Below are 24,068 nucleotides of genomic sequence, written 5' to 3'. Positions count from 1 at the left end.
GCACCGTAATCGGGCAGTGACCCAAGCGGTCTCGCTGAAATGCCTGCGCTCTGTTCTGTAAATCCCGCCTAAACCGTTGAATTCTCAGCGTCTTTTCAAAGTTGGCACCATCTCTGCAAGTACCCCTGTGCAAATCGCCCTGGCAATGCAGGCAGGGGATAGGTCTTCAGTGAAGTGCCTGGGCGAGTGCGGCGAGTGCCGTATCCCCGGCGAAGTCGAAGCCGCAGTACATAAAAAAAAGACGAGTACTTCACACAGAGATCTAGGAGAACCAAAAAGTGGATTTTAATTTCAATAAAAAAGTTGCAGCGATTGTTTCCGGAAGCGTGTTGGCCATGGCGGTTTCCAGCGCTGTGACTGCGCAAGAATCAGGCCCCAGCTTCAGTGCAAACGTTGGCGTGGTGAGTGACTATCGCTTCCGCGGTATTTCTCAGACAGACACCGGCCCTGCCGTTCAGGGTGGTTTAGACCTGGATCTGGGTAACGGTGTTTACCTGGGTACCTGGGCTTCTCAGGTGGATTTCGCTTACGGCGCTGACGAAACCAAATTCGAACAGGACTTTTACGGCGGCTATGCCGGTGAAACTGCCGGTGGCGTTGGCTACGACGTTGGTTATATCTACTACGCGTACCACGGTAGCGATTGGGACGAAGACTATCAGGAAGTCTACGGCAGCCTGAGCTTTGGCGACGCGTCACTGGGCTTTGCCTATTCCGATGACTACTGGCTGCAAAGTGGTGCTTTCTATTACCTGAGCGCCGGCTATTCCTTCAGCCTGGCCAACGATATTTCCCTGGACCTGAGCGCTGGCCTCAACCTATTTGACGAGGAAATTTTCCTGGACGGATCTGATTCCTACATCGACTACTCCGTGTCTGTTGGCAAGGAGTTTGGTGGCCTGGCCCTGAGTGCTTCTCTGGTGGGAACTGACGTAAGCGACAAGGAATGTTTCTACACCGACTGGTGCGAACCAACCGTATTGGCAGGTGCTTCTTACAGCTGGTAACAGCAAAACGTATTGAGCCCGCCTTGTGTGGGCTCACCTATAAGGGGGGAGACCATGAAACTGGTAACCGCAGTCATTAAACCATTCAAGCTCGACGCAGTGCGCGATGCGCTGGCTGAAGCCGGCGTCAGCGGCATTACCGTGAGTGAAGTCAAAGGTTTTGGCCGTCAGAAAGGGCATACCGAGCTCTATCGCGGAGCGGAGTATGTGGTGGATTTTCTGCCCAAAACCATGTTGCAGATCGCCGTTGAAGACAGCCAGGTTGACGCCGTGCTGGAAGCTATCGGCACTGCGGCGCAAAGCGGCAAGATCGGCGACGGCAAGATTTTTGTTGCAAACCTTGAGCAGGCAATCCGTATCCGTACCGGTGAGACCGGCGCGGAAGCGATCTAATTAATAGAACAGATTGCCAGAACGATTCTTTGATCAATAGACAATAACTGCCGGGGCGACTCGGGATAGTTTGGGTTAAACGGAGCGAAAAATGGAAAATCAAATTTTTCAATTGCAGTACGCAATTGATACATTTTATTTCCTCGTGTGTGGTGCACTGGTCATGTGGATGGCAGCGGGCTTTGCCATGCTCGAAGCTGGCCTGGTGCGTTCTAAAAACACCACCGAGATTCTTACCAAAAACGTAGCGCTGTTTGCGATTGCGTCCACCATGTATCTGGTCAGTGGCTACGCGATCATGTACGACGGCGGCTGGCTGCTGAGTGGCATCGAAGCCTTCAGCATGGATGAGGTACTGGCGGCTTCTGCCGAAAACGGTTTTGAAGGTGACTCCGTTTACTCCGGTGCTTCCGACTTCTTCTTCCAGGTCGTGTTCGTTGCTACCGCAATGTCCATCGTTTCCGGTGCGGTTGCCGAGCGCATGCGCCTGTGGAGCTTCCTGGTGTTTGCCGTTGTAATGACCGGCTTCATCTACCCGATGGAAGGTTCCTGGACCTGGGGCGGTGCGGAAGTATTCGGTCTGTATAACCTGGGTGACCTGGGCTTCTCCGACTTCGCCGGTTCCGGTATTGTGCACATGGCGGGTGCTGCCGCTGCTCTGGCTGGGGTACTGCTGCTGGGCGCACGGAAAGGCAAATACGGCCCGAACGGCGAAATCTACGCCATCCCCGGTGCCAACCTGCCGCTGGCAACCCTGGGTACCTTCATCCTGTGGATGGGCTGGTTCGGTTTCAACGGCGGTTCTGTGCTGAAGCTGGGCGACGCTGCCAACGCGCACTCCGTGGCCATGGTTTTCCTGAACACCAACGCCGCTGCCGCGGGTGGTGCTGTCGCTGCTCTGATCACCGGCCGTATCCTGTTCGGCAAAGCCGACCTGACCATGCTGCTGAACGGCGCACTGGCTGGCCTGGTAGCGATCACCGCTGAGCCTTCTACCCCGACTGCCCTGCAGGCAACCCTGTTCGGCGCCCTGGGCGGCATCCTGGTGGTATTCTCCATCCTGACTCTGGACAAGCTGAAGATCGACGATCCTGTTGGCGCCATCTCCGTGCACGGTGTGGTTGGTCTGCTGGGTCTGCTGCTGGTACCGGTTACCAACGACGGTTCCTCCTTCAGCGGCCAGCTGATTGGCGCTGCCACCATCTTCGTATGGGTATTCGCCGCCTCCTTCGCGGTCTGGTACGCCCTCAAGCTCATCACCGGTATCCGTGTTACCGAGGAAGAAGAGCAGCAAGGTATTGACTTGGCCGAGTGCGGAATGGAAGCTTATCCGGAATTTATGAGCAAATAAGTGCTCATAGGTAGCCGCTAGTGTCGGGACCACTCCCCGCTGGCGGCAAAATAATCTTCCGGTACCGGTTTTCGGGCCGGTACCCGCAAGAACCATAATCAGGGGATAAGTGAATGAAATTGATTACGGCTGTGGTTAAGCCATTCAAACTGGACGACGTGCGCACCGCGCTGTCCGAAGTCGGCGTGCAGGGCATGACCGTGACCGAGGTGAAGGGCTTCGGCCGTCAGAAGGGTCACACCGAACTGTACCGCGGCGCCGAATACGTGGTGGATTTTCTGCCCAAGGTAAAACTGGAACTGGCGGTGGACGACAGCATGGTCGACAGCGCCGTTGAAGCCATCACCAAAGCGGCACAGACCGGTAAAATCGGTGACGGTAAAATCTTTATCACTGCGCTCGAAGAAGTTATCCGTATTCGTACCGGGGAAACCGGCAGCGAAGCGGTCTGATCAAAGAATCGGACACAGTGTCTAGGGCCTGTTCATTCTAAATTTGATAGCCGCGTTGCCGCCCCAAACTGGGCCAAGCAAGGCGTGAGGAGAGATGTTTAGCGAGCTAAATGAACGACGAGCAACGCTGGGTGGCCCAGTTTGGGGCGCAACCCGGAGGGACGAAACCGTTTTTCCGCAATGCAGCGTTGCAGTTCGCTTATGTGGAATAACCACACCGCGCTCACTGCGCCTGGCTTTGCGAAAAAACGGTTTTCGTCGCGACCATCAAATTTAGAGTGAACAGGCCCTTGGCCCCGCTCTGCGGGGCTTTTTTGTGCCCGGAATAAATCGCTCGGTGGACTCAGGTTTTAAGGCGCGAAAAGCCTCTCTGCCTCGAGTGTGACGTCATAAGTGTGGCGCCCAAAAAAGCATAACCAACAGCAATAAATCGGGCAAAAACCGCACAAAAAAACTCTACCGGAATTGGGAACCTTTTCTGGCAGGCTGGTTGGACACTGCCTATAAATATTTCGCCGCAGGAAATCTTCTGCCCGGCGGATTTTATTTGCCGTTTTCGCGGTGGCTGATGTGTTAGCAACTGTGAAAAGTGAAAGACCCGCCGGTGGAACAGGACGTTCGCCAGAGGCTTGCTGTGGCAGCAGGGGTATTCCCTCTGTAACAAGGGGTATCAAGTTACAGGGTAAATGACATGAAAGACGACCAATCCAGTGCTCGAGCGAAAGACACCGAGGATTTTGCAGAAGAGCGCACGCTTTCCTCCCGCCAGCGGGCCCGCAGCCAACTGAGTGCCGAAGTCGAGGCTTTTCTCGCCAGAGGTGGTGCCATCGATGAGGTGGCGCCGGATGTAACTGCAGACCCTCCGCGCAAGCCGCAGCCGAAGTACGGCAGCCGGCCTATCTAGTCGCGAACGACTAGGCGCGCTGAACGAAGGAAAACACTGGGTGCCGGCTCCGCCGGCAGGGCGAAAAAATCAAGGGATAGCGCTCCGCGCGGAGCGCTGCCTGGCGATGCAATCCGTCACCCCGGCGAATGCCGGGGTCCAGTTCCCTCCCCGAAACCCGATTCCAGGGTGCACTCTCAAGCCTGACGATAAAGACCGAACGGGATCAGCTGCGTGACAGCAGGTCCGGCAACAGTCGTTCGAGCACCTCACCGATATACGACAGGAACATGGTGCCGAGGCTGGAGCGGTAGTGATTGGGATCGCTGGAGCCGACCGCCAGGATACCCAGCTGGTCCGCCAGCGGCACCACGGCCGCGGACGCGACCTTGTCGGCGGCATCCCCAAACAGGTAGGCGGTTTCCGAGGGGCGCAGCGTACCGCACACGGTGCGGCCGTTACGCAGAATGGAGCCGATGGCATTTTCCGCACTGGCGCGGCTGCTGCTGCGGACGGCGCCGAGTCTGCTGGCGGAGCCGGGCAGGGGCCCGAATACCGTCAGTGCCGTGGTTTCCACCTGGAAGTCTTCTTTGAAACTTTTCAGCAGTGCTTCCCCGGCCTCTGCCACCGTGCACGCCTCCAGCAGCGCCAGCACCAGCTGACGGCTGTGACTGAACAGCTGATCGTTTTCCCGTGCCGCCTGCAACAGCTGGTCGAGGCGCTGGCGCATCTCGATATTGCGTTCGCGCAGCAGGTTGGTCTGGTGTGTCATCAGCGACACGGTTTTGCCGGACTCTCTGGGCAGCTGGATCGTCTCCAGCAGTTCCATATTTTCGGCAAAGAAGGTGGGGTTCTGGATCAGGTAGCGGGCCACCTGCCGCGACAACAGCTTTTTGTTGCGCTGGTTTTCGCTGTCGGCGGCTTCCTGGCGGTCCAGGTTGGCCTCGACTTCGCTGTCGAGCAGAGGAGCGTCGCTATGATCGGTCATGGTCCGGGTCGTTTTCTGGTTTTTATCGGGTTGTGCTCGGGGCGCTGAGGGCAAGCAGGGCCTCAGAGCACGATCTGTCCGTGATACACCGCCGCCGTGGGCCCGGTCATGGTAACCGGCTCGCCGGGTCCCGGCCAGTGGATCGTCAGGGTGCCCCCGGGCAGGGTGATCTGCAGCTCTTCGTCCACCAGGCCGCGCAGGCGCGCGGATACCATGGCCGCACAGGCACCGGTACCGCAGGCGCGGGTCTCGCCCACACCCCGTTCAAACACCCGCAGACGCGCCTTGCCGCGGGCCTCGATCTGCAGGAAGCCCACATTCACCCGGGCGGGAAAGCGCGGGTGGCACTCGATGGCCGCACCGAGGGTTTCCACCGGCGCCTTGGTGACATCATCCACCAGCAGCACCGCGTGGGGGTTGCCCATGGAGACAGCGCCGACGGTGTAGGTTTCACCTTCCACGTCCAGCGGGTAGGTCTCCGCCTGGATGTCCGCCTGAAAGGGAATCTTTGCCGGTTCCAGAACTGGCTCACCCATATCCACGCTGACCTGGTCTTTCTCCCGTACCTTCAGCTCGAGGACACCGGCTGCGGTTTCCACCAGGATCTGTTCTTTGCTGGTGAGGCGGCGGTCGCGCACAAAGCGCGCGAAACAGCGCGCGCCGTTGCCACAGTTCTCCACTTCACTGCCATCGGCGTTATAGATGCGGTAGCGGAAGTCCACGTCGGGATTGCGCGGGGCCTCCACCAGCAACAGCTGATCGCAGCCGATGCCGGTGTGGCGGTCGGCGATCTGACGGACTTTTTCTGGCGACAGTTTCACCCGCTGGGTGATCCCGTCGACCATGACAAAGTCGTTGCCAAGGCCGTGCATTTTGGTGAATTTAAGCCGCATTCTGTTTCTCTTCCGTGTCTGGATCCCGTACCGGATCAAATCCGGCATGACGCCGCCGGGATGACGCTGGGTGTTGTCATTCCGGCGCAGGCCGGAATCCAGTGCTACCAGGTGGGGCCTGTGACACTCCCACTATTAATGATCAATCCTTCGCCGGCACCGTCGTCTCACCCCGTACCAGGTCCGCGAGGGTTTCCCGCGCGCGCACCAGGTACGTCTTGTCCCCATCCACAAGTACCTCCGCAGCGCGGGTACGAGAGTTGTAGTTCGAGCTCATGGTAAAGCCATAGGCGCCGGCCGACAGCATGGCCAGCAGTTGGCCCTGCTCCAGTGCCAGCGGGCGGTGTTTGCCGAGGAAATCGCCGGTCTCGCACACCGGGCCGACAATATCCCAGCTTTCCGTCTCGCCGTTGGACGGAGTCACCGCGACAATATCCTGCCACGCCTGGTACAGCGCCGGGCGCAGGTTGTCGTTCATGGCGGCGTCGACGATGGCAAAGTTGTGCTCATCGGTGCGTTTCAGGTATTCCACCCGGGTCAGCAGGGCGCCACCATTGGCGGCAATGGAGCGGCCCGGCTCCAGTACCAGACCCAGGTCGCGGCCGGCAAGTTTTTCTTTCACCGCACCGAGGTAATCGCTCACTTCCGGCGGTTCTTCACCGCGGTAACGCACACCCAGGCCGCCGCCCAGATCCAGATGCTTGAGTTTGGTGCCGTCTTCGGCCAGCTCATCGATCAACGCCAGCAGGCGCTCAAGGGCGTCGAGGAAGGGAGAAATCTCGGTGAGCTGGGAGCCGATGTGGCAGTCCACGCCCACTGCATTGAGGCTTTGCGAGTCGGCAATGCGCGCGTACACCGCAGGCGCACGCTCGATGGCGATGCCGAACTTGTTCTCTTTCAGGCCGGTGGAGATATACGGGTGGGTCTTGGCGTCCACATCCGGGTTCACCCGCAGGGAAACCGGGGCGCTGACTCCCATCTCGGCGGCCACCGCTTCCAGGCGGTCCAGCTCGCCTTCGGATTCCACATTGAAACAGTGTACGCCGACGGACAGGGCGCGGCGCATCTCCTCGGCAGTCTTGCCCACGCCGGAAAACACCACCTTGCCCGGGTCGCCACCGGCCATCAATACCCGCTCCAGCTCACCGGCGGAGACAATATCGAAACCCGCCCCCAGTTGCGCCAGTACCGACAGAATACCGAGGTTACTGTTGGCCTTGATGGCGTAGCAGATCAGCCCGGGGTGGTCCCCCAGCGCATCGGCGTAGGCCCGATACTGGCGCTCGTAGTGGGCGCGGCTGTAGACATATGTGGGAGTGCCGAACTGTTCGGCGATCTGCTCCAGGCTCACGCCCTCGGCCCACAGGCTTCCCTGCTGATAAGAGAATTCACTCATTTGGATACTGCTTCTGCTTCCGTGTGTTGCTCGGTTTGTCGATCAGTGTTCGATTCGGTTTCTGTTCCGGTCTGGCTGTTTTGCTGCGCTGGCGTGGTCTGGCTGTGAACAGTGCCAGTGGTGCCAGCGGAGGGGGCCGCGGGATCCTGTGGCAGGTAGAGCGGCCCCTTTTGGCCGCAGGCGCTCAGCGCCAGGGTGATGGCGGAGAGGGTGACCAGGGAGAGCAGGGGTGTGCGCATCGGGGTTGCCTTGAGTGTACCTGCCCCGTGCAAGCGGGACGAGAAGACCGGAAAAGCCTGCTAGTATAGCGACCCGAGCTTCCCAAAAACACAGTAACAGTAGTAACCACCCATGACCCAGGCCGATTCCCAGCCCGCGTACAACGCCGCCATCGAAGAAACCCTGATTGCCGTCGAAGACGCCCTCGACAACTGCGATGTGGATATGGATTACGAGCGATCGGACTCGGTGTTGACCATCACCCTGGAGGACAATGGCACCCAGGTCATCCTCTCGCGCCAGAGCGCGGTGCAGGAGCTGTGGGTGGCGGCGCGCTCCGGCGGTTACCACCTGAAATTCGAAATGCCCGGCTGGAAATGCACAACCACCGGCGAAGACCTGCCGACGCTGTTGGATCGAGTGCTGACCGAACAGCAGGGGAGTGCGGTTTCCCTGGGGCTATAAGGTTTCACTCGTCATCCCGGCCTTGAGCCGGGATCCAGCGCGTGGCTTTCGCCACGCAGCCGGGCGTGGCCCGGCCTAAACCAAGAAAACTTAGCGCGAGGCAAGCAACTTGCGCGCACGCTCGCAGGCCGCACGCACCTGATTGGGCGCGGTGCCGCCAATATGATCCCGGGCGGCCACGGAGCCTTCCAGGGTCAGCACGTCAAACACGTCTTCCCCAATCACATCGGAAAACTTCTGCAATTCTTCCAGGCTGAGGTCCGCCAGATCGCAGTCTTTCTCAATGGCAAATGCCACGGACTGACCGACGATCTCGTGGGCATCGCGGAAGGCCACGCCCTTGCGTACCAGGTAATCCGCCAGATCGGTGGCAGTGGAGAAACCCTTGGCCGCGGCGGCGAGCATATTTTCTTTCTTTGGCTTCAGTGCCGGCGCCATGTCCGCGAAGGCGCGCAGGCAGTCCAGTGCGGTGTCGGCGGCGTCGAACAGCGGTTCCTTGTCTTCCTGGTTGTCCTTGTTGTAGGCCAGTGGCTGGCTTTTCATCAGGGTCAGCAGGGAAATCAGGTGGCCGTTCACGCGGCCGGTCTTGCCGCGTACCAGCTCCGGGACGTCCGGGTTTTTCTTCTGCGGCATGATGGAAGAGCCGGTGCAGAAGCGATCCGGCAGGTCGATAAAGTCGAACTGGCTGGAAGTCCACAGCACCAGCTCCTCACTGGCACGGGAGAGATGCGTCAGCAGCAGGGCGCTGAAGGCACAGAATTCGATGGCGAAGTCACGATCGCTCACGGAATCCAGCGAGTTTTCGGTGGGCGCATCAAAGCCCAGCAGTTCGGCGGTGCGCGCGCGATTGATCGGGTAGCTGGTACCGGCCAGTGCGGCTGCACCTAAAGGTGAGCGGTTTACGCGCTTGCGGCAGTCCATCAGGCGCTCGTAATCCCGGGTCAGCATCTCGTTCCACGCCAGCAGGTGGTGGCCGAAGGTGACCGGCTGGGCGGATTGCAGGTGGGTGAAGCCCGGCATGATGGTGTCGGCCTCTTTTTCGGCCAGATCGACCAGGCCGGTCTGTAACCGCGTCAGCTCAGAGGCTATCTGGTCAATGCGGTTGCGCAGCCACAGGCGGATGTCGGTGGCCACCTGGTCGTTGCGGGAGCGGCCGGTGTGCAGCTTCTTGCCGGTGGCGCCGATGCGGTCGGTCAGGCGTGCTTCGATGTTCATGTGCACGTCTTCCAGCGCCACTGACCAGGGGAATTCGCCGGCCTTGATCTCCTCGGCGATGGCTTTGAGGCCGCCCTCGATCTGCTTGAACTCGTCCGCGGTCAGTACACCCACTTCCGACAGCATCTGCGCATGGGCCAGAGAGCCCTGAATGTCTTCCAGTGCCATGCGCTGATCGAACATCACCGAGGCGGTAAAGCGCTCCACGAACGCATCGGTGGCTTCACTGAAGCGGCCGCCCCACAGCTTGGCTGCCGGGTTCTGTCCATTGTTTGCGGAGGAGTTATCGTTGCTCATGCTGCCTCTGGTCGAAAGTGGATTGGGTTTGTGAATGGTGATGTGGAAGTCGATCCGGGATGGCGGTATCTTCTTTGCCTAATTGGCAGGTCCAGAATAAAGATAACGTGGTATGACATCTTCCCGGCCCGCGCAAGCGGCGGGCATTATAGCGCAGCAAGTTCGCGAAATTGCCCCCGATGGCAAAGATTCTGCGCGCCCGCGCTTTGGCAATGCCGTGGATGACCACTCTCTCCACGACTCGCCCCATTTCCTCCCCAATCTGTGTAGCGTGACCGGTGTCGCCGCTCTGGTGCTGATGGGTGAGCTGTTGGCGCTGGTGCTGGTGCTTGGCACCGACGGGCTGGCGCCCTTCAACTGGCAGCGCCTGGGCCTGGTGTCCCTGACCGTGCAGTGGGCGATACTGCCGTCTGCCGCCATCCTGTGCCGAATGCGCCCCTTTCTCGCCCGCCTGTCCCACAACCTTGCCGCAGCGCTCAGTTACTCGACGGTGCTTGCGGTTCTGCTGGGGGTGCTTGTGGCGCAGCACTGGTGGGCGGCGGATATGCTTGGTGGCCCGATTGACTGGCTGTCGCTACTGGCCAATTTCCTGGTCGGTGCCATCTGCGCGGGGGTAGTGCTGCGTTACGCCTATGTGCAGCAGCAGTTGCACAACCAGCAACAGGCGGAGCTGGGAGCGCGTATCGAGGCGCTGCAGTCCCGCATCCGCCCGCACTTTCTGTTCAACAGTATGAACAGCCTCGCCAGTCTGATCGCGGTGGATCCGGCGCGTGCGGAGAAGTTGGTGGAAGATCTGTCCGCCCTGTTCCGCGCCTCTCTGGCGGACTCAAAAATGGTGCCGCTGGAGCAGGAAATTGCGTTGGCGAAACACTATCTGGAAATTGAATCCCTGCGTCTCGGGGATCGCCTGCATCAATCGTGGAATGTAGAGCCATTGTCGGGGCCCGCCGAGATCCCGTCGATGCTGTTGCAGCCCCTGCTGGAAAACGCCGTGCTGCACGGTGTGGCGCGGTTGCGCCGCGGCGGCACTATCGAAATTTCTATTGGTGAAATCACCGTGCCGAGTAAATTTCGCCGTCGTCAAAATGTCATTGGCAGAGCGTCCCGCGAACTGCTATTGTCGATTCATAATCCTGTTGCAGATTTTGAAGCAGAAACTGAGGCGGAAAAAAACCGTTTGGCCCATGTGGGCAACGGTATGGCGATGGAAAATATTCGCCAGCGTCTCAGTGCGTTTTACGGAGACCGCTTTCGCTTTACTGCACAAGAGTGCGAAGGGGAGCGAGGTAGAAAATATGTCGTAGAAATACGGCTGCCGTTAAGCGCCCGTGCAGAAGCCAGAACAACTGAGCCAGTAGCAGTGCCTTCCGGCGGAGTCGTTACCGAGGTGGTCGAATGAGTACCTCTGAACGCCCGCTGGGTGTGTTGATCGTCGACGACGAGCCGCTGGCACGGGCCAGATTGGCCCGACAGTTGCAGACTATTCATGGTTGCCAACTGCTGGGAGAAGCTGCCGATGGGGAAAGCGCGTTACAACAGCTGGATTCACTCGACCCGGACCTGTTGTTACTGGATATCGAAATGCCCGGAGAAAACGGGCTCCAACTCGCCACCCAAATCACCAACCGACCCAACCCGCCTGCGATCATATTCTGCACCGCCCACGACGAGTTTGCGCTCCCTGCCTTTGCGGTTGCTCCATCGGGTTACCTGCTCAAGCCCGTCAATGTGGAGCAACTGGCACAGGCGATTGCCCAGGCGCGAAGACTGAGCAAACCGCAACTCCTGCAAGCCGAACCAAAACCATCACCCGCAAGTAGTGGCCGCCGCCAGATCAAGGCGGTGAGCCGCCGCGGTGTGCAGCTGGTTGATGTGGACGATATCCGCTGCTTTATCGCCGAAGACAAGTACGTCATCGCCCATCACTCTGGTGGCGAAACGGTGCTGGATGAATCCCTCAAGGAACTGGAAGCTGAATTCGGCGAGCGTTTTGTGCGGGTACATCGCGGCGCGATTGTTGCAGTGGCGTATATTACCGGTCTGCGCAAGCAGGCATCGGGAACGGTGGTCACGCTCAGTGGCACCGAGCAGACACCGCCGGTATCCCGTCGTCTGCTCGGGCCGGTGAAAGCCCTGCTGGAAGAAATGGTCTGATATAAGCGGGTGCTGTCGGTATCGGTCTACAGGCTGCGCAATACCATCCACAGGCCACTGCCCACCAGTAAAACTCCACCCACCTTATTGAGCGCCTTTCCTGCACCGCGCTGCTGTACGCGAGAGTGTGCGTGTACCGTGATCCACGCGTATATCAGCATGACGCCGACCACACTGACTGTCGTGATGGCAAAAATGATCACCATATCGGTAAGCGTGATTTCCGCCAGCGGCAGAAACGCGGGAAAGAAGCTGAGGTAGAAGAGAATCGCTTTGGGATTCCCGAGGGTGATGGTCAGCCCGATCAACACACTGGAGGCCAGTGAGTTTGTCGACGTGGGCGCGACCCTGGCCTTTGTAGACCGCGCCCGCAGCAGGCTAACCCCCAGCCAGATCAGGTAGGCCGCGCCGAGATACTGGATGGTGGTAAATACACTCCCCATCATATCCGCGACATAGGCGAGGCCCGAAAGGCACAGCGCAATAAAAATATAGTCACCCAGTACGATACCAGCGGAGGTTGCCATACCGTGCGGCATGCCACCACTGGCCGAGCGCGCCATCACCGCAAAGATCCCGGGACCGGGAATGGCAGCCAGCACGACCATGGCGCTGAACAGGGCGAGGGCACTCAGTAGTGTCAAAGCGGTACCTCTTCGGGGGATCGATCAATAGATCTGCGGGCCGCTGCCGGTATCGGTGTCGCTGGCGAGGCTCAGTCCCTCGGCGGCGCTGTTGAGGTACTCGGCGTCGGATTCGGACTTGAGCTTGATCATCAGGCGCAGGTCGTTGGCGGAGTCCGCGTGGGCGAGGGCGTCTTCGTAGGTGATTTCGCCGCGGTCGTAGAGTTCGTACAGGGCCTGGTCGAAGGTCTGCATACCCTGCTCGGTGGAGCGTTTCATCAGCTCCTTCATTTTGTGCACCTCGCCCTTGCGGATCAGGTCCGACATCAGCGGGGTGTTGATCATGATCTCGAGACAGGCGCGGCGGCCGTCGCCGTCCGGAGTGGGGACCAGCTGCTGGGCGACCATCGCCTGCAGGTTCAGGGACAGGTCCATCCACAGTTGCTGATGACGGTCCGCCGGGAAGAAGTGGATGATCCGGTCCAGCGCCTGGTTGGCGTTGTTGGCGTGCAGGGTACACAGGCACAGGTGGCCGGTTTCGGCGAAGGCGATGGCGTGGTCCATGGTTTCGCGGGAACGCACCTCACCAATCAGGATCACGTCGGGTGCCTGACGCAGGGTGTTTTTCAGGGCGGTCTCGAAGGAGTCGGTATCCAGGCCGACTTCCCGCTGGGTGACGATGCAGCCGCGGTGCTGGTGGATAAATTCGATGGGGTCCTCGATGGAGATGATGTGACCCTTCGAGTTCTCGTTGCGGTGGCCGATCATGGAGGCCAACGAGGTGGATTTACCGGTACCGGTCGCACCCACAAAGATGATCAGGCCGCGCTTGGTCATGGCCAGCTCTTTGAGCTGCTCCGGCAGGCCGAGTCCGTCGATGGTGGGGATCTTGGTCTCGATACGACGCAGTACCATGCCCACCAGGTTGCGCTGGAAGAAGGCGGATACCCGGAAGCGGCCGACGTTGCGCAGGGAGATGGCGAAATTGAGTTCTTTGTTTTCAACGAACTCTTTTTTCTGGCGGTCGTTCATGATGCCGATCACCATTTCCCGGGCTTTTTCCGGGGTCAGCGGGCTGGTGGTGACCGGGACGATCTTGCCGTGCAGTTTGATGGACGCGGGTACACCGGCGGTGATGAACAGGTCAGACGCGCCTTTTTCGGTGACCAGTTGTAGGAGTCGTTCGATTTCCATTTGTTATTTACCGCCTGGGCTAGTCGTTTTCTTCGAATCGTATGTGGTTACTTCGTAGCACTGGATCCCGGATCGAGTCCGGGATGACCAGGCTTCGTCATCCCGGCCTTGAACCGGGATCCAGCTTGCGGAGGTTTAGAAATTCTCCGGCATTTTTGCTTTCTCACGCGCCACTTCGCGGCTGATGATGCGCTTCTCGACCAGGTCCTGCAGGCACTGGTCCATGGTCTGCATGCCCACGTTGGCGCCGGTCTGGATGGCGGAGTACATCTGCGCGATCTTGTCCTCACGGATCAGGTTCCGGATCGCCGGGGTGCCGCGCATGATTTCGTGGGCGGCGACACGGCCGCCGCCGTTGCGCTTGAGCAGGGTCTGGGAGATGACCGCCTGCAGGGATTCCGACAGCATGGAGCGCACCATGGCTTTTTCTTCCGCGGGGAACACGTCGACAACACGGTCGATGGTCTTGGCGGCGGAGGTGGTGTGCAGTGTGCCGAATACCAGGTGGCCGGTTTCCGCGGCGGTCAGTGCCAGGCGGATGGTCTCGAGGTCCCGCATCTCACCCACGAGGATGATGTCCGGGTCTTCCCGCAGCGCCGAGCGCAGGGCTTCGGCGAAGCCGTGGGTGTCGCGGTGGACTTCCCGCTGGTTGACCAGGCACTTCTTGGATTCGTGCACGAATTCGATCGGGTCCTCGACGGTGAGGATGTGCTCGTACTTGTTGTCGTTGATGTAGTCGATCATGGCCGCGAGCGAGGTGGACTTACCGGAGCCGGTGGGGCCGGTCACCAGCACCAGGCCTCTGGGGGTGTCGGAGATCTGCTTGAACACCTGTCCCATGCCCAGATCTTCCATGGTGAGTACCTTGGAGGGAATGGTCCGGAATACGGCGCCGGCACCGCGGTTGTGGTTGAACGCGTTCACACGGAAGCGGGCCACACCGGGGACTTCGAAAGAGAAGTCGGTCTCCAGGAACTCTTCGTAGTCCTTGCGCTGCTTGTCGTTCATGATCTCGTAGATCAGGCCGTGCACCTGCTTGTGCTCCATGGGCGGCAGGTTGATACGGCGCACGTCGCCGTCGACCCGGATCATCGGCGGCAGGCCCGCAGAGAGGTGCAAGTCGGAGGCGTTCTGTTTGGCGCTGAAGGCGAGGAGTTCTGTAATGTCCATACTGCTACCCTTTATTCTTCTCTTACGCTGCTCTGTTGATAGGACCGTCAATATGACGTGCGGGCAATGAGCGCATAGAATGCCCGCCGAGCAAAAGTTGGGTGCCAGTATATGCGCAAAGGGTCTATCCCCGAAAACCTCAATTCCGTCACTGAGCGGATCGTCACAGCCTGTGATAGTTGTGACCGGCAAGCCGATACCGTCACTCTGCTGGCGGTATCGAAAACCCGCCCGGCGGAAGACCTGCGAGTGGCGTATAACGCGGGGCAGCGCCACTTTGGGGAAAACTATCTGCAGGAGGCGCTGGAGAAACAGGAGGCGCTGGAAGGCTGCGAGATCACCTGGCACTTCATTGGCCCGCTGCAATCCAACAAAACCCGGGATGTGGCGGAGCACTTTCACTGGCTGCACTCGCTGGATCGGCTAAAAATTGCACGGCGATTGTCGGAACAGCGCCCGCCGGATCTGCCGCCGCTGAATGTGTGTCTGCAAGTAAATATTGATGACGAGGACAGTAAATCCGGCGTCAGCCCGGAGAAGCTGGCGGAGCTGGCGGCTGCCGTGGCGGTGCTGCCCAACCTGCAACTGCGCGGACTGATGGCGATCCCCGCCCCCCGCGCTGCTAATGACGACCAGCGCACGCCGTTTCTGCAGCTGGCGGAGTTGCTGAAAGACCTTAGGACGCAGCTGCCGGAGCAGCCGCTGGACACACTGTCCATGGGTATGTCCGGCGATATGGAAGCGGCCATCTTCAGTGGTGCCACCATTGTGCGTATTGGCACCGATATCTTTGGTTCACGGAAACGATGACGGAACAGGATTCAGAGGATTTTATGTCTGATCACAAAATGGTCTTTATCGGCGGCGCCGGCAATATGGCGGGTGCGGTCATTGGTGGAATGGTGGCCAGTGGCTACCCAGCGGACCGGATTGTTGCCACTGGTCGCGACGAGCAGAAGCTGAAGGCTTTCTGCAAGCGCACCGGCGTACACGGCAGTACCGACAACCTGAGCGCGATCAAGGACGCGGATGTCATCGTGCTGTCGGTCAAGCCGCAGATGATGAAGGCACTGTGTGAGACCATTGCCAAAGAAGTGAGCGCCCGCAAACCTCTGGTGATCACTCTGGCCGCAGGTATTCCACTGGCGGCTTACCAACGCTGGCTGGGTGCCGGGGTGCCCATCGTGCGCGCCATGCCCAATACACCCGCGCTTGTGGGTACCGGTGTGACCGGCCTGTACGCCGGCGATGGCGTTACCGACGAACACAAATCGGTGGCCACCCAGATGGCGGATGCGGTGGGCATCGCTCTGTGGGTGGAGCAGGAATCCGGCATTGACCAGGTGATCGCGGTATCCGGCTCCGGCCCGGCGTACTATTTTCAGTTTATGGAATCCATGATCGATGCGGCAGAGAAGGCTGGCATGGATCGGGCGGATGCCGAACGCCTTACCTTGCAAACCGCACTGGGCGCGGCGAAACTTGCGGTGGCCGCGGATGTGGATGTGGCGCAACTCAAGCGCAATGTCATGTCGCCCAATGGCACCACCGAGCGTGCAATCAAACGGTTTCAGGAGGGTGGCCTGCCACAACTGGTGGAGCAGGCCATGGGCGATTGCGCGGCGCGTGCCGCGGAGATGGCCAACGAACTCGACAAATAACAGACTGCAAAGAAAGGACTTTTGATGGTCAACACCTTCAGCAACATCGGCGTATTTATTCTCGCCACCATCGGTATCCTGTTTCTGTTTGCGGTGCTGCTGCGCTTTATGCTGCAGCTGGCGCGGGCGGATTTTTACAATCCGATTTCTCAGGGCATTGTCAAAGTCACTAACCCGCTGCTGCGCCCACTGCGCAAAATCGTACCGGGCCTGTTTGGTATCGATATGGCCTCCCTGGTGCTGGCACTGCTGGTGGCCTGGGTCATGATTATCGGCGCCGGCTTCCTGGCCGGTGCTGGAATGCTCAATCCCCTGAGCGCACTGTTGTGGGCCTTCCTTGGCGTGTTGATGACGCTGATTGCCATCCTGTTTGTGGGTATGCTGATTTCCATCGTGGTCAGCTGGATCGCACCACAGAGCTCCCACCCGGCACTGATACTGCTGCGCCAGTTGCTGGAGCCGGTTTACGCGCCGGTGCGCAAGGTGATTCCACCGTTGGGGGTGATCGATATCAGCCCGATTTTTGTGTTTATCCTGCTGACGGTTGTGGATAAGTTGCTGGTGGGATTCGCGCAGAGCGCGAATATGCCGCAGTTGGTGTATAACCTGTTCTGGCACATCCCCTTCTAAGAATCACCGCAGAGCTACTGCGCAAGCCTGTGGCGAATCCGGCGGTGCTATTGGTGCTCATGTACTGCGTGTACATTCCGCTCAATGCGCTCCGACGAATCCACCACAGGCCTGCTCGCTACGCTCTGCAGCGATTCTTATCGCACTCCTCAGAACTGTCTTAACTGTCATCTTTTTCGCTTCCCGCTCACTCCCCTTCTTTATTTCTTCTTTCTCTGTCTATCCAGTTCGCGCCAGTTCGCGAAATTGTGGTGTCAGGGTTTAACTCCATGGCGGCTTGCTGGAGAATGGCAGCTAAATCCGTAAGTAGTACTCAATAAGAACACTAAACATGGAAGAAGCGACCTTGCGCCAGCATATTGCCGATTACGACCGTTGGAAGAAGGGGCTGGACACCCAGTTCAGTCAATTCAGCCACTGGCTGGAAGAACACTTCCCCAACTCCGCCGGTGCCCGCCAGGTCGTTCAGCAGGCGCGCCAGCTGCTGGTGGAAGACCAGTTCACCGTCGCCCTGGTTGGTGAGTTTTCCCGCGGCAAGACCGAGCTGATCAACGCACTGCTGTCCCACACCTACGGCAAGCGGCTGCTGCCGTCGCGCCCCGGTCGCACCACCATGTGCCCCACGGAAATTTTCAGTGATGGCACCGAACAGGCCTCGGTACGCCTGCTGCCCATCGAGACCCTGGCCACCAACACCAGTCTGGAGAGTTTCCGGCGGATTCCGCAGAAATGGGTCAACTTTGATTTCGACCCAGACGATGCGGAGGCCACCCGCGACGCGCTGATGAAGGTCGCCGCCACCAAAGCGGTCACCCCGGAAGAGGCCGCCCGCTACGGCTTCGACCGTCGCCACCTGGATGGAAACGGCAACCTGGTCCAGATCCCGGCCTGGCGCTACGCGCTGATTTCCCTGCCGCACCCGCTGCTGGCCCAGGGCCTGCGGATTATTGACACACCGGGGCTGAACGCCCTCGGCAACGAACCAGAGCTGACCCTGTCCACCCTGCCGGGTGCCCAGGCCGTGGCCTTCCTGCTCTCCGCCGACGCCGGTGTCAGCGGTACCGACCTGAATATGTGGGAAACCCACCTGGTGCCGCTGAAGGAACACCGCGGTACCGCGGTGATGGCACTGCTGAACAAAATCGATGTGCTGTGGGACGATCCGGACGAGGATGCGGATCAGATGCTGCGTAAGATGCGCGCGGAAGTGAGCAAACTGCTGGCGCTGCCGCAGGAAAATGTGGTCGGCGTTTCCGCGAAAAAAGCACTGCTGGCCCGCGCCGAGCGCGATCCGGTTATGCTGCAGCAGAGCCGTTTTGGCGATTTCGAGCAACTACTGGTGCACCGTCTGCTCGAGCACCGCGACAAGGTCGCCAACCACCGCTCCCTGCATCAGGCGCTGACCCTGATGGCGGATACCCGCGATCTGCTCAAGCGCCGTCTCAACAGCGGCCGCGCAACCCTCGATCATCTGAAGCGCCAGGGCGCCACCAGCCCGGATCAGATTGAAGAGCTCAAGCAGTTGCATACCACCGCCAAGGAACAGCACAAGTACTGTCACCAGGAGTTGCTGACCCTGAAATCCAGCCAGCGCATGCTGTCCCGTCAGCGAGGCTCCCTGCTGGCCCCGGTCTCCAGCCAGCAATTGCAGCAGCTGATCGACGAAACCCGCGCCGCCCTCAACGAACGTTGGTCTCCCCTCGGTCTGGCCCGCGCCATCGACGGCTTTATGGGCGGTGTCGAACACCAGCTGGGGAATCTGGAACGGGAAGTGGACCAGGCCAACCGTCTCGTGGACGCGATCTATGACCGCTCCACCCTGAACAACATCATCTCCGCCGAGCAGCACTTCGATATTGCCGGCTTCCGCGCTGCCCTGCGCGGCCTGCACCGTCAGGCCGCACAGCTGCGCCGTTCACCGCAACTGCTGCTGGCCCGTCGCAACCGTCTTACCGAACGCTTCGTAGCGACCCTCGCCAACGAAGTGGGGCGTATGTACAGCCAGATGATCTCCTCTGTGGACGGCTGGCTCGAACAGGTTCTGGAGCCGCTGAAACAACACGTTCAGTACCAGAAACACCTGCTGAACCGCCATCTGATCAAGCTTACCGAGCTCAAGCAGAAAACTCGCAGCAAACGCACCGACCTGCGCGCGCTGGAAGAAGAGCTGGTGCGCAACCACAGTGCCCTCGGTGCGCTGGAAGACCTGCTCAGGCACACCCACGCAGCCCCCCAGCCGATTCCACCGGCGCCGGTAGCGAACAACGTGACTCCACTGAAAGCCCCGGCGACCACCTAAGTTGTTGCAAAGTCTCGCGGGTAGCCCTGACGCCGGGTACTGCTGCGCGAGACGTTGATTCGGGCAGTGCCTGCCCTCACCCTGCGGGCGCCTTTGGCGTCCAAAACTTACGTTTTGTCTGCGAGAGGGACCTCGCGGAAGACCCCCCATGGATGGGTTGAGGGGGGGGCGCCTAGCTCGTGTCTCGCGCAGCAGTACCCGGTGGCAGGGCGGCGAGATACCACAAGACGAAGTACCACAAAAGTTAACAGGTGTACTCCCGCCCCCAGCTTTCGTAAACTTGGCGCCCCGCCCAGTAACCACATGCGAAAGATTTTGACCACGGAAGCGCACACGCCCCAATCAGGAAAACCGGCAGGATTGCCCGCAAACTCTGTCGGCATCGTCGAGCCGAAAAGCCATACCTTCCCCGGCCCCTTCAAACTGGCCTGCGGCCGCGTACTCGACGAATACACGCTCGTTTATGAAACCTATGGGACCCTCAACGCCGACAAAAGCAACGGCGTCCTGATCTGCCACGCGCTCTCCGGCCACCACCATGCCGCCGGCTTCCACAGCGAAACCGACAAGCGCCCCGGCTGGTGGGATCACTATATCGGCCCCGGCAAACCCATCGACACCAACAAATTCTTTGTGGTCGCGGTCAACAACCTCGGCGGCTGCCATGGTTCCACCGGCCCATCTTCCGTCAACCCGCAAACCGGTAAACCCTGGGGCCCGGATTTCCCACCACTGCGCGCGCGGGACTGGGTGCACAGTCAGGCGCGACTGGCGGATTTGCTCGGCATCCAGCAGTGGGCTGCAGTGGTCGGCGGCAGCCTCGGTGGAATGCAGGCCATGCGCTGGTCCCTGGAGTACCCGGACCGGTTGCGTCACTGTGTGGTAATCGCCTCGGCGATGAAACTGTCCGCACAAAATATTGCGTTCAACGAAACCGCCCGTCAGGCGATCACTTCGGACCCGGATTTTCGCGATGGCCGCTATTTGGAAGAGAAAACTCTGCCACGCCACGGTCTCTCGGTGGCGCGGATGATCGGACATATCACTTATTTGTCCGACGACGGGTTGGGGAAAAAGTTTGGTCGCGAGCTGCGCTCCGGTACTTTTGAGCAGGGCGTCGAAGAACTGGTGGAATTTCAGGTGCAGAGTTATCTGCGCTATCAGGGCGATACCTTCTCCGGTAGCTTCGATCCGAACACCTACATTCTGATGACCCGCGCACTGGATTATTTTGACCTGGCGCGGGAATACAACGATGACCCGGTGGAAGCGTTCTCCCACGCACGTTGCAAATTTATGCTGGTTTCGTTCACCTCGGACTGGCGTTTCGCCCCCGAGCGCTCGCGGGAGATTGTCGATGCGCTGATGCACGCAAATATTCCCGTGACTTACGCAGAGGTGGAATCTCCCATGGGGCACGACGCCTTTCTGCTACCCAATGAGCGCTACGAAAAGTTTTTCTCGGCCTATATGAATAATGTCGCCCGCGAACACAGTGCAGAGATTACCAGTGGGGTGGCCAAATGATTCGTCAGGACCTGGATATCATCTACGACTGGGTACCGGAAAAGTCCCGCGTGCTCGACCTTGGTTGTGGCGATGGCACCCTGCTTGAGCGGTTGACCAGAGAAAAACAGGTCAGCGGTTACGGCCTGGAAATTGATCCGAAGCAGATCCAGAAGTGCGTCGAGCGCGGTGTGAATGTCGTCGAACAGAACCTGGATAACGGTCTGAAAAATTTTGCCGATCACAGTTTTGATACCGTGGTGATGACCCAGGCGTTGCAGACCCTGCGCTTTCCGCACCTGGTTGTGGAAGAAATGCTGCGGGTAGGGCGGGAGTGTATTATCACCTTCCCGAATTTTGGTCAGTGGAAAGCGCGCTGGCATCTGGCCGTTTCCGGTCGTATGCCGGTATCGGACTTATTACCCTACGAATGGTACGACACACCCAATATTCACTTTTGTACTTTCAGAGACTTTGAAGTGCTCTGTCGCCAGCACCGCTGGAAAATACTGCATCGCCAGGTGGTCTCAGAATCCACAGTATCCGGGGTATTGAAGGATTTTTTGCCGAATCTCTTCGGTGAAACAGCGATTTACCATCTGACTCGCTAATATTGGTAGCAGAAGGTTGTTTCTGGCGCCGCCGAGAAACCAAAGAAGCCGATCTACAGGAGAACGCCGTGAAACGTTATTTTGCAGCATTTATTTCCATAGCCCTGTTGCTTTGGGCTACAGCCGCCGCGGCCCAGGGTGCGAAAACCATCGAGAACCACAAGGTCTTTGGCGATTACCGGGTCTCCTACTCGGTATTCAACAGCGACTTTATCTCTCCGGAAATTGCGCAGCACTACAAGCTGGTGCGCGCCCGGGACCGCGCCTTCGTCAATATCTCCGTCAGCAAAGTTGGCGAAACCCAGGGTACCAGCGCTGGGGTCTCAGGCAATGCAACCAACCTGATTCAACAATCCCGCGCGCTGGAATTCAAGGAAATTCGCGATCAGGGGGCGGTGTACTATCTGGCACCGTTCCGCTTCGAGCACGAAGAGAGCCTTACTTTCAACATTGACCTGGTCATGCCTGACGGCAGCACCCAGGAGCTGACCTTTCGTCGCCAGTTGCATAAAAACTGACGGCCTCTGACGGCAACGATCATACTGAGCATTCATGGATAGAATTGTTCTCGCCAGCGGCAACGCCGGCAAGTTGAAAGAGTTCTCCCAGTTGTTTTCCGGCTGGCAGATTGCGGTGTTGCCGCAGTCGGACTTTTTGCAGGAAGAAGCGGAAGAAACCGGGCTCAGTTTTATCGAGAATGCCCTGATCAAGGCGCGTCACGCCAGCGCAGCCAGCGGCCTCCCGGCGTTGGCGGACGACTCCGGTCTCGCAGTGGATGTACTCGACGGTGCTCCGGGTATTTACTCCGCCCGCTATGCCGGTGCGGGCGCCTCGGATGCGGACAACAACCAGAAATTGCTCGAAGCGCTGGACGGCGTACCCATGGAAAAGCGCGGTGCGAGCTTTCACTGCGCGCTGGCATTTGTCCGCAGCGCCGAGGACCCGGTGCCCCTGATATGTACTGCCCGCTGGAGCGGACAAATCCTCACGCGCCCGGCCGGTGATCAGGGGTTCGGCTACGACCCGCTGTTTTACGTGGCGTCTGAAAAACTCACTTCTGCACAGTTACCCCGGGAGGTGAAAAATCGCCTCAGTCACCGTGCTCTGGCAGTGTGGAAATTCGAGCAGCTGTGGCATGGAGAAATGGTATTGCCGCAGCAGCACCAGGCCGATGCCGGCAAGAAGCTGTTCTGATCCGTGTTGAAGAGCCCGCAAAGCGCCGCATCGCTGCCCATGCAATTACCCCCGCTCAGCTTGTATGTACACATTCCCTGGTGTGTGCGGAAGTGTCCCTATTGCGATTTCAACTCTCATGTTTTCGCCGCAGGCACTCAACAGAGTGTGGCGGGCTCGATCGAGCACGCGCAAGGGGAGACTGCCGGCGAGCGGCATTTGCCGGAAGCGGAATACGTGGATCAGCTGGAGCGCGATCTGCGCAGCCAGTTGCCGTGGATCCAGGGCCGCAAGCTGGGTTCGATCTTCTTCGGCGGCGGTACCCCGAGCCTGTTCTCGCCCCTCGCCATCGGCCGGATTCTCGATCTGGCGGAATCGCTGGTGGGGTTCGAGGAGGGCATTGAAATTACTCTGGAGGCCAACCCGGGCACCTTTGAACAGGCCAAGTTTGCGGGCTATCACCGTGCCGGGGTCAACCGTCTGTCCATCGGCGTACAGAGCTTCGACCCGCTGCAGCTGCAGAATCTGGGCCGGATTCATAGTGGAGATGAGGCCCGGATTGCCGCCAGTCAGGCCCGGGCGGCGGGTTTCGACAATATCAATATCGACCTGATGCACGGCCTGCCGGGGCAGGGGGAGCAGGATGCGCTGAGGGATCTGGAGCGAGCGGTGGCGTTGGGCGTCGAGCATATTTCCTGGTACCAGCTCACCATCGAACCCAACACCGCCTTTTATTCCGCGCCACCGGTCACCCCGGGCTCGGAACAGATTGCCGCGATCCAGCGGGCGGGGCGGGCCTATCTCGCCAGCGAGGGCTACCAGCGTTACGAAGTCTCCGCCTACGGTCGCGCCGGGCTCGCCGCCCGTCACAACCTGAATTACTGGTCGTTTGCCGACTATATTGGCATCGGCGCCGGCGCCCATGGCAAATTTACTCTTCCCGAAAGCGGCCGCATCCTCCGCACCCAGCGCACCCGGGCGCCACAGCATTATCTGGCACTGGGGTGCGAGACCGGGGAGGGCGGCAACGCCTTTCCCTTGCCGAAAGTCAAAGAAGTGCAGTCACCGGAGCGGCCGCTGGAATTCCTGATGAATGCCCTGCGCCTGGAAGAGGGCGTGCCGGCGGAGACCTATACCAGTTATACCGGACTGACCCTGGAGAGCCTGGCCGGAGAATGGGGCCGTCTTCAGGCTATGGAGCTGGTCCGCCCTCTGGGGCCCAGCATCGCCACCACGCCCTTCGGCTATGACTATGTGGACGACATTCTGCAGCGATTTCTGCCGGAAGAGTGACCGGTGCAACCGGGCCCTTGAAATGGCGGCCGCGGCCCTCATATAGAGCGCAATGCCAATCTGCTGCAATAACACGCCCTTATAATGGGACGAATTGCCAGTGGCGACGAGACCATTTGCCTTGCGGGGCCTGCGGGCGGTACTTATCATGACTTCCGGCGCGGCCGCTTCACGATTGCCTGCGCAGTCTGTCAT

Annotated in this window: 25 protein-coding genes; 17 read left to right on the top strand and 8 right to left on the bottom strand. The window is 59.5% G+C overall.

What is annotated here, in order from left to right; translation table 11 throughout:
• Window positions 1-278: 278 nt before the first annotated feature.
• The 5 genes from LRR79_RS02435 to LRR79_RS02415 all read left to right on the top strand — a co-directional run bounded on the left by LRR79_RS02435 (window position 279) and on the right by LRR79_RS02415 (window position 4,107).
• On the top strand, window positions 279-1,007 hold the full coding sequence (locus LRR79_RS02435) for a TorF family putative porin (protein WP_231758831.1): 729 nt from the start codon (window positions 279-281) through the stop codon (window positions 1,005-1,007).
• 54 nt (window positions 1,008-1,061) lie between these two features.
• A complete protein-coding gene (locus tag LRR79_RS02430; RefSeq protein WP_043319769.1) occupies window positions 1,062-1,400 on the top strand; it encodes a P-II family nitrogen regulator in 339 nt (112 codons plus the stop codon).
• 91 nt (window positions 1,401-1,491) lie between these two features.
• Window positions 1,492-2,751: an ammonium transporter gene (locus LRR79_RS02425; protein WP_231758830.1), complete on the top strand. Its 1,260-nt coding sequence runs from the start codon at window positions 1,492-1,494 to the stop codon at window positions 2,749-2,751.
• Between the two features lie 113 nt (window positions 2,752-2,864).
• The gene (locus tag LRR79_RS02420; RefSeq protein WP_043319767.1) at window positions 2,865-3,203 is read left to right on the top strand and encodes a P-II family nitrogen regulator; all 339 of its coding nucleotides are present in this window, start codon (window positions 2,865-2,867) and stop codon (window positions 3,201-3,203) included.
• A 691-nt stretch (window positions 3,204-3,894) separates the two neighbouring features.
• Window positions 3,895-4,107 (top strand): hypothetical protein, encoded by a 213-nt coding sequence (locus tag LRR79_RS02415; protein ID WP_231758829.1) that lies wholly within the window; start codon window positions 3,895-3,897, stop codon window positions 4,105-4,107.
• 205 nt (window positions 4,108-4,312) lie between these two features.
• Here LRR79_RS02415 and LRR79_RS02410 read toward each other — a convergent pair whose 3' ends face one another.
• The 4 genes from LRR79_RS02410 to lptM all read right to left on the bottom strand — a co-directional run bounded on the left by LRR79_RS02410 (window position 4,313) and on the right by lptM (window position 7,602).
• Window positions 4,313-5,074 carry a DUF484 family protein gene (locus LRR79_RS02410; protein ID WP_231758828.1) on the bottom strand — a complete coding sequence of 254 codons (762 nt, stop codon included), beginning with the start codon at window positions 5,072-5,074 and terminating at the stop codon, window positions 4,313-4,315.
• A gap of 62 nt (window positions 5,075-5,136) precedes the next feature.
• Complete coding sequence (gene dapF, locus LRR79_RS02405) at window positions 5,137-5,967, bottom strand: diaminopimelate epimerase (RefSeq protein ID WP_231758827.1); 831 nt, start codon at window positions 5,965-5,967, stop codon at window positions 5,137-5,139.
• Window positions 5,968-6,109: 142 nt separating this feature from the next.
• Window positions 6,110-7,363 (bottom strand): diaminopimelate decarboxylase, encoded by a 1,254-nt coding sequence (gene lysA, locus LRR79_RS02400; protein ID WP_231758826.1) that lies wholly within the window; start codon window positions 7,361-7,363, stop codon window positions 6,110-6,112.
• Window positions 7,360-7,602 (bottom strand): LPS translocon maturation chaperone LptM, encoded by a 243-nt coding sequence (gene lptM / locus LRR79_RS02395; protein WP_231758825.1) that lies wholly within the window; start codon window positions 7,600-7,602, stop codon window positions 7,360-7,362. The genes lysA and lptM overlap by 4 nt, the downstream gene beginning before the upstream one ends.
• A 112-nt stretch (window positions 7,603-7,714) precedes the next feature.
• On the opposite strand from lptM, the gene cyaY reads away from it, so the two are divergent.
• Complete coding sequence (cyaY, locus tag LRR79_RS02390; protein WP_231758824.1) at window positions 7,715-8,047, top strand: iron donor protein CyaY; 333 nt, start codon at window positions 7,715-7,717, stop codon at window positions 8,045-8,047.
• A 90-nt stretch (window positions 8,048-8,137) separates the two neighbouring features.
• On the opposite strand, the gene argH is transcribed toward cyaY, so the two are convergent.
• On the bottom strand, window positions 8,138-9,559 hold the full coding sequence (gene argH / locus LRR79_RS02385; RefSeq protein ID WP_231758823.1) for an argininosuccinate lyase: 1,422 nt from the start codon (window positions 9,557-9,559) through the stop codon (window positions 8,138-8,140).
• Between the two features lie 112 nt (window positions 9,560-9,671).
• On the opposite strand from argH, the gene LRR79_RS02380 reads away from it, so the two are divergent.
• Window positions 9,672-10,958, top strand: coding sequence for a sensor histidine kinase (locus LRR79_RS02380; RefSeq protein ID WP_231758822.1), 1,287 nt, complete (start codon window positions 9,672-9,674; stop codon window positions 10,956-10,958).
• Window positions 10,955-11,713, top strand: coding sequence for a LytR/AlgR family response regulator transcription factor (locus LRR79_RS02375; RefSeq protein WP_231758821.1), 759 nt, complete (start codon window positions 10,955-10,957; stop codon window positions 11,711-11,713). Before LRR79_RS02380 ends, LRR79_RS02375 begins: the two co-directional genes overlap by 4 nt.
• A 26-nt stretch (window positions 11,714-11,739) precedes the next feature.
• Here LRR79_RS02375 and LRR79_RS02370 read toward each other — a convergent pair whose 3' ends face one another.
• The 3 genes from LRR79_RS02370 to LRR79_RS02360 all read right to left on the bottom strand — a co-directional run bounded on the left by LRR79_RS02370 (window position 11,740) and on the right by LRR79_RS02360 (window position 14,700).
• Window positions 11,740-12,357: a LysE family translocator gene (locus LRR79_RS02370; RefSeq protein ID WP_231758820.1), complete on the bottom strand. Its 618-nt coding sequence runs from the start codon at window positions 12,355-12,357 to the stop codon at window positions 11,740-11,742.
• Window positions 12,358-12,381: 24 nt separating this feature from the next.
• Window positions 12,382-13,530, bottom strand: coding sequence for a PilT/PilU family type 4a pilus ATPase (locus LRR79_RS02365; RefSeq protein ID WP_231758819.1), 1,149 nt, complete (start codon window positions 13,528-13,530; stop codon window positions 12,382-12,384).
• A gap of 135 nt (window positions 13,531-13,665) precedes the next feature.
• Window positions 13,666-14,700 carry a type IV pilus twitching motility protein PilT gene (locus LRR79_RS02360; protein WP_010133748.1) on the bottom strand — a complete coding sequence of 345 codons (1,035 nt, stop codon included), beginning with the start codon at window positions 14,698-14,700 and terminating at the stop codon, window positions 13,666-13,668.
• A 111-nt stretch (window positions 14,701-14,811) separates the two neighbouring features.
• Between LRR79_RS02360 and LRR79_RS02355 the strand changes: the two genes are divergently transcribed.
• The 9 genes from LRR79_RS02355 (at window position 14,812) to hemW (ending at window position 23,873) form a co-directional block, all read left to right on the top strand.
• Complete coding sequence (locus LRR79_RS02355) at window positions 14,812-15,510, top strand: YggS family pyridoxal phosphate-dependent enzyme (protein WP_231758818.1); 699 nt, start codon at window positions 14,812-14,814, stop codon at window positions 15,508-15,510.
• 23 nt (window positions 15,511-15,533) lie between these two features.
• The gene (gene proC / locus LRR79_RS02350; RefSeq protein ID WP_231758817.1) at window positions 15,534-16,361 is read left to right on the top strand and encodes a pyrroline-5-carboxylate reductase; all 828 of its coding nucleotides are present in this window, start codon (window positions 15,534-15,536) and stop codon (window positions 16,359-16,361) included.
• A gap of 24 nt (window positions 16,362-16,385) precedes the next feature.
• Complete coding sequence (locus LRR79_RS02345; RefSeq protein WP_231758816.1) at window positions 16,386-16,991, top strand: YggT family protein; 606 nt, start codon at window positions 16,386-16,388, stop codon at window positions 16,989-16,991.
• A gap of 331 nt (window positions 16,992-17,322) precedes the next feature.
• Window positions 17,323-19,290, top strand: a complete 1,968-nt coding sequence (locus LRR79_RS02340; RefSeq protein ID WP_231758815.1) for a dynamin family protein — start codon at window positions 17,323-17,325, stop codon at window positions 19,288-19,290.
• A gap of 303 nt (window positions 19,291-19,593) precedes the next feature.
• Window positions 19,594-20,817 carry a homoserine O-succinyltransferase MetX gene (metX, locus tag LRR79_RS02335; protein ID WP_231758814.1) on the top strand — a complete coding sequence of 408 codons (1,224 nt, stop codon included), beginning with the start codon at window positions 19,594-19,596 and terminating at the stop codon, window positions 20,815-20,817.
• Complete coding sequence (metW, locus tag LRR79_RS02330) at window positions 20,817-21,407, top strand: methionine biosynthesis protein MetW (protein WP_231759968.1); 591 nt, start codon at window positions 20,817-20,819, stop codon at window positions 21,405-21,407. Before metX ends, metW begins: the two co-directional genes overlap by 1 nt.
• A 68-nt stretch (window positions 21,408-21,475) precedes the next feature.
• Window positions 21,476-21,925, top strand: a complete 450-nt coding sequence (locus tag LRR79_RS02325; protein WP_231758813.1) for a DUF4426 domain-containing protein — start codon at window positions 21,476-21,478, stop codon at window positions 21,923-21,925.
• Between the two features lie 34 nt (window positions 21,926-21,959).
• On the top strand, window positions 21,960-22,601 hold the full coding sequence (rdgB, locus tag LRR79_RS02320; RefSeq protein WP_231758812.1) for an RdgB/HAM1 family non-canonical purine NTP pyrophosphatase: 642 nt from the start codon (window positions 21,960-21,962) through the stop codon (window positions 22,599-22,601).
• 39 nt (window positions 22,602-22,640) lie between these two features.
• On the top strand, window positions 22,641-23,873 hold the full coding sequence (gene hemW / locus LRR79_RS02315; protein WP_231758811.1) for a radical SAM family heme chaperone HemW: 1,233 nt from the start codon (window positions 22,641-22,643) through the stop codon (window positions 23,871-23,873).
• Window positions 23,874-24,068: the final 195 nt, after the last annotated feature.

This window comes from Microbulbifer elongatus, from assembly GCF_021165935.1.
Classification (GTDB): Bacteria; Pseudomonadota; Gammaproteobacteria; order Pseudomonadales; family Cellvibrionaceae; genus Microbulbifer; species Microbulbifer elongatus.
The sequence above is the reverse complement of the archived record's forward strand: the minus strand, read 5'-3'. Positions and strand labels throughout refer to the sequence as shown.

Bases quoted from the DNA above. Each gene is read 5' to 3' on its own strand.
- metX (WP_231758814.1), top strand. From the start codon at position 19,594: ATGCGAAAGATTTTGACCACGGAAGCGCACACGCCCCAATCAGGAAAA.
- LRR79_RS02365 (WP_231758819.1), bottom strand. From the start codon at position 13,530: ATGGAAATCGAACGACTCCTACAACTGGTCACCGAAAAAGGCGCGTCT.
- LRR79_RS02415 (WP_231758829.1), top strand. From the start codon at position 3,895: ATGAAAGACGACCAATCCAGTGCTCGAGCGAAAGACACCGAGGATTTT.
- rdgB (WP_231758812.1), top strand. From the start codon at position 21,960: ATGGATAGAATTGTTCTCGCCAGCGGCAACGCCGGCAAGTTGAAAGAG.
- LRR79_RS02380 (WP_231758822.1), top strand. From the start codon at position 9,672: ATGACATCTTCCCGGCCCGCGCAAGCGGCGGGCATTATAGCGCAGCAA.
- LRR79_RS02375 (WP_231758821.1), top strand. From the start codon at position 10,955: ATGAGTACCTCTGAACGCCCGCTGGGTGTGTTGATCGTCGACGACGAG.
- argH (WP_231758823.1), bottom strand. From the start codon at position 9,559: ATGAGCAACGATAACTCCTCCGCAAACAATGGACAGAACCCGGCAGCC.
- lptM (WP_231758825.1), bottom strand. From the start codon at position 7,602: ATGCGCACACCCCTGCTCTCCCTGGTCACCCTCTCCGCCATCACCCTG.
- LRR79_RS02420 (WP_043319767.1), top strand. From the start codon at position 2,865: ATGAAATTGATTACGGCTGTGGTTAAGCCATTCAAACTGGACGACGTG.
- hemW (WP_231758811.1), top strand. From the start codon at position 22,641: ATGCAATTACCCCCGCTCAGCTTGTATGTACACATTCCCTGGTGTGTG.
- dapF (WP_231758827.1), bottom strand. From the start codon at position 5,967: ATGCGGCTTAAATTCACCAAAATGCACGGCCTTGGCAACGACTTTGTC.
- LRR79_RS02360 (WP_010133748.1), bottom strand. From the start codon at position 14,700: ATGGACATTACAGAACTCCTCGCCTTCAGCGCCAAACAGAACGCCTCC.
- LRR79_RS02340 (WP_231758815.1), top strand. From the start codon at position 17,323: ATGGAAGAAGCGACCTTGCGCCAGCATATTGCCGATTACGACCGTTGG.
- lysA (WP_231758826.1), bottom strand. From the start codon at position 7,363: ATGAGTGAATTCTCTTATCAGCAGGGAAGCCTGTGGGCCGAGGGCGTG.
- cyaY (WP_231758824.1), top strand. From the start codon at position 7,715: ATGACCCAGGCCGATTCCCAGCCCGCGTACAACGCCGCCATCGAAGAA.
- LRR79_RS02425 (WP_231758830.1), top strand. From the start codon at position 1,492: ATGGAAAATCAAATTTTTCAATTGCAGTACGCAATTGATACATTTTAT.
- LRR79_RS02410 (WP_231758828.1), bottom strand. From the start codon at position 5,074: ATGACCGATCATAGCGACGCTCCTCTGCTCGACAGCGAAGTCGAGGCC.
- LRR79_RS02355 (WP_231758818.1), top strand. From the start codon at position 14,812: ATGCGCAAAGGGTCTATCCCCGAAAACCTCAATTCCGTCACTGAGCGG.
- LRR79_RS02430 (WP_043319769.1), top strand. From the start codon at position 1,062: ATGAAACTGGTAACCGCAGTCATTAAACCATTCAAGCTCGACGCAGTG.
- LRR79_RS02345 (WP_231758816.1), top strand. From the start codon at position 16,386: ATGGTCAACACCTTCAGCAACATCGGCGTATTTATTCTCGCCACCATC.
- proC (WP_231758817.1), top strand. From the start codon at position 15,534: ATGTCTGATCACAAAATGGTCTTTATCGGCGGCGCCGGCAATATGGCG.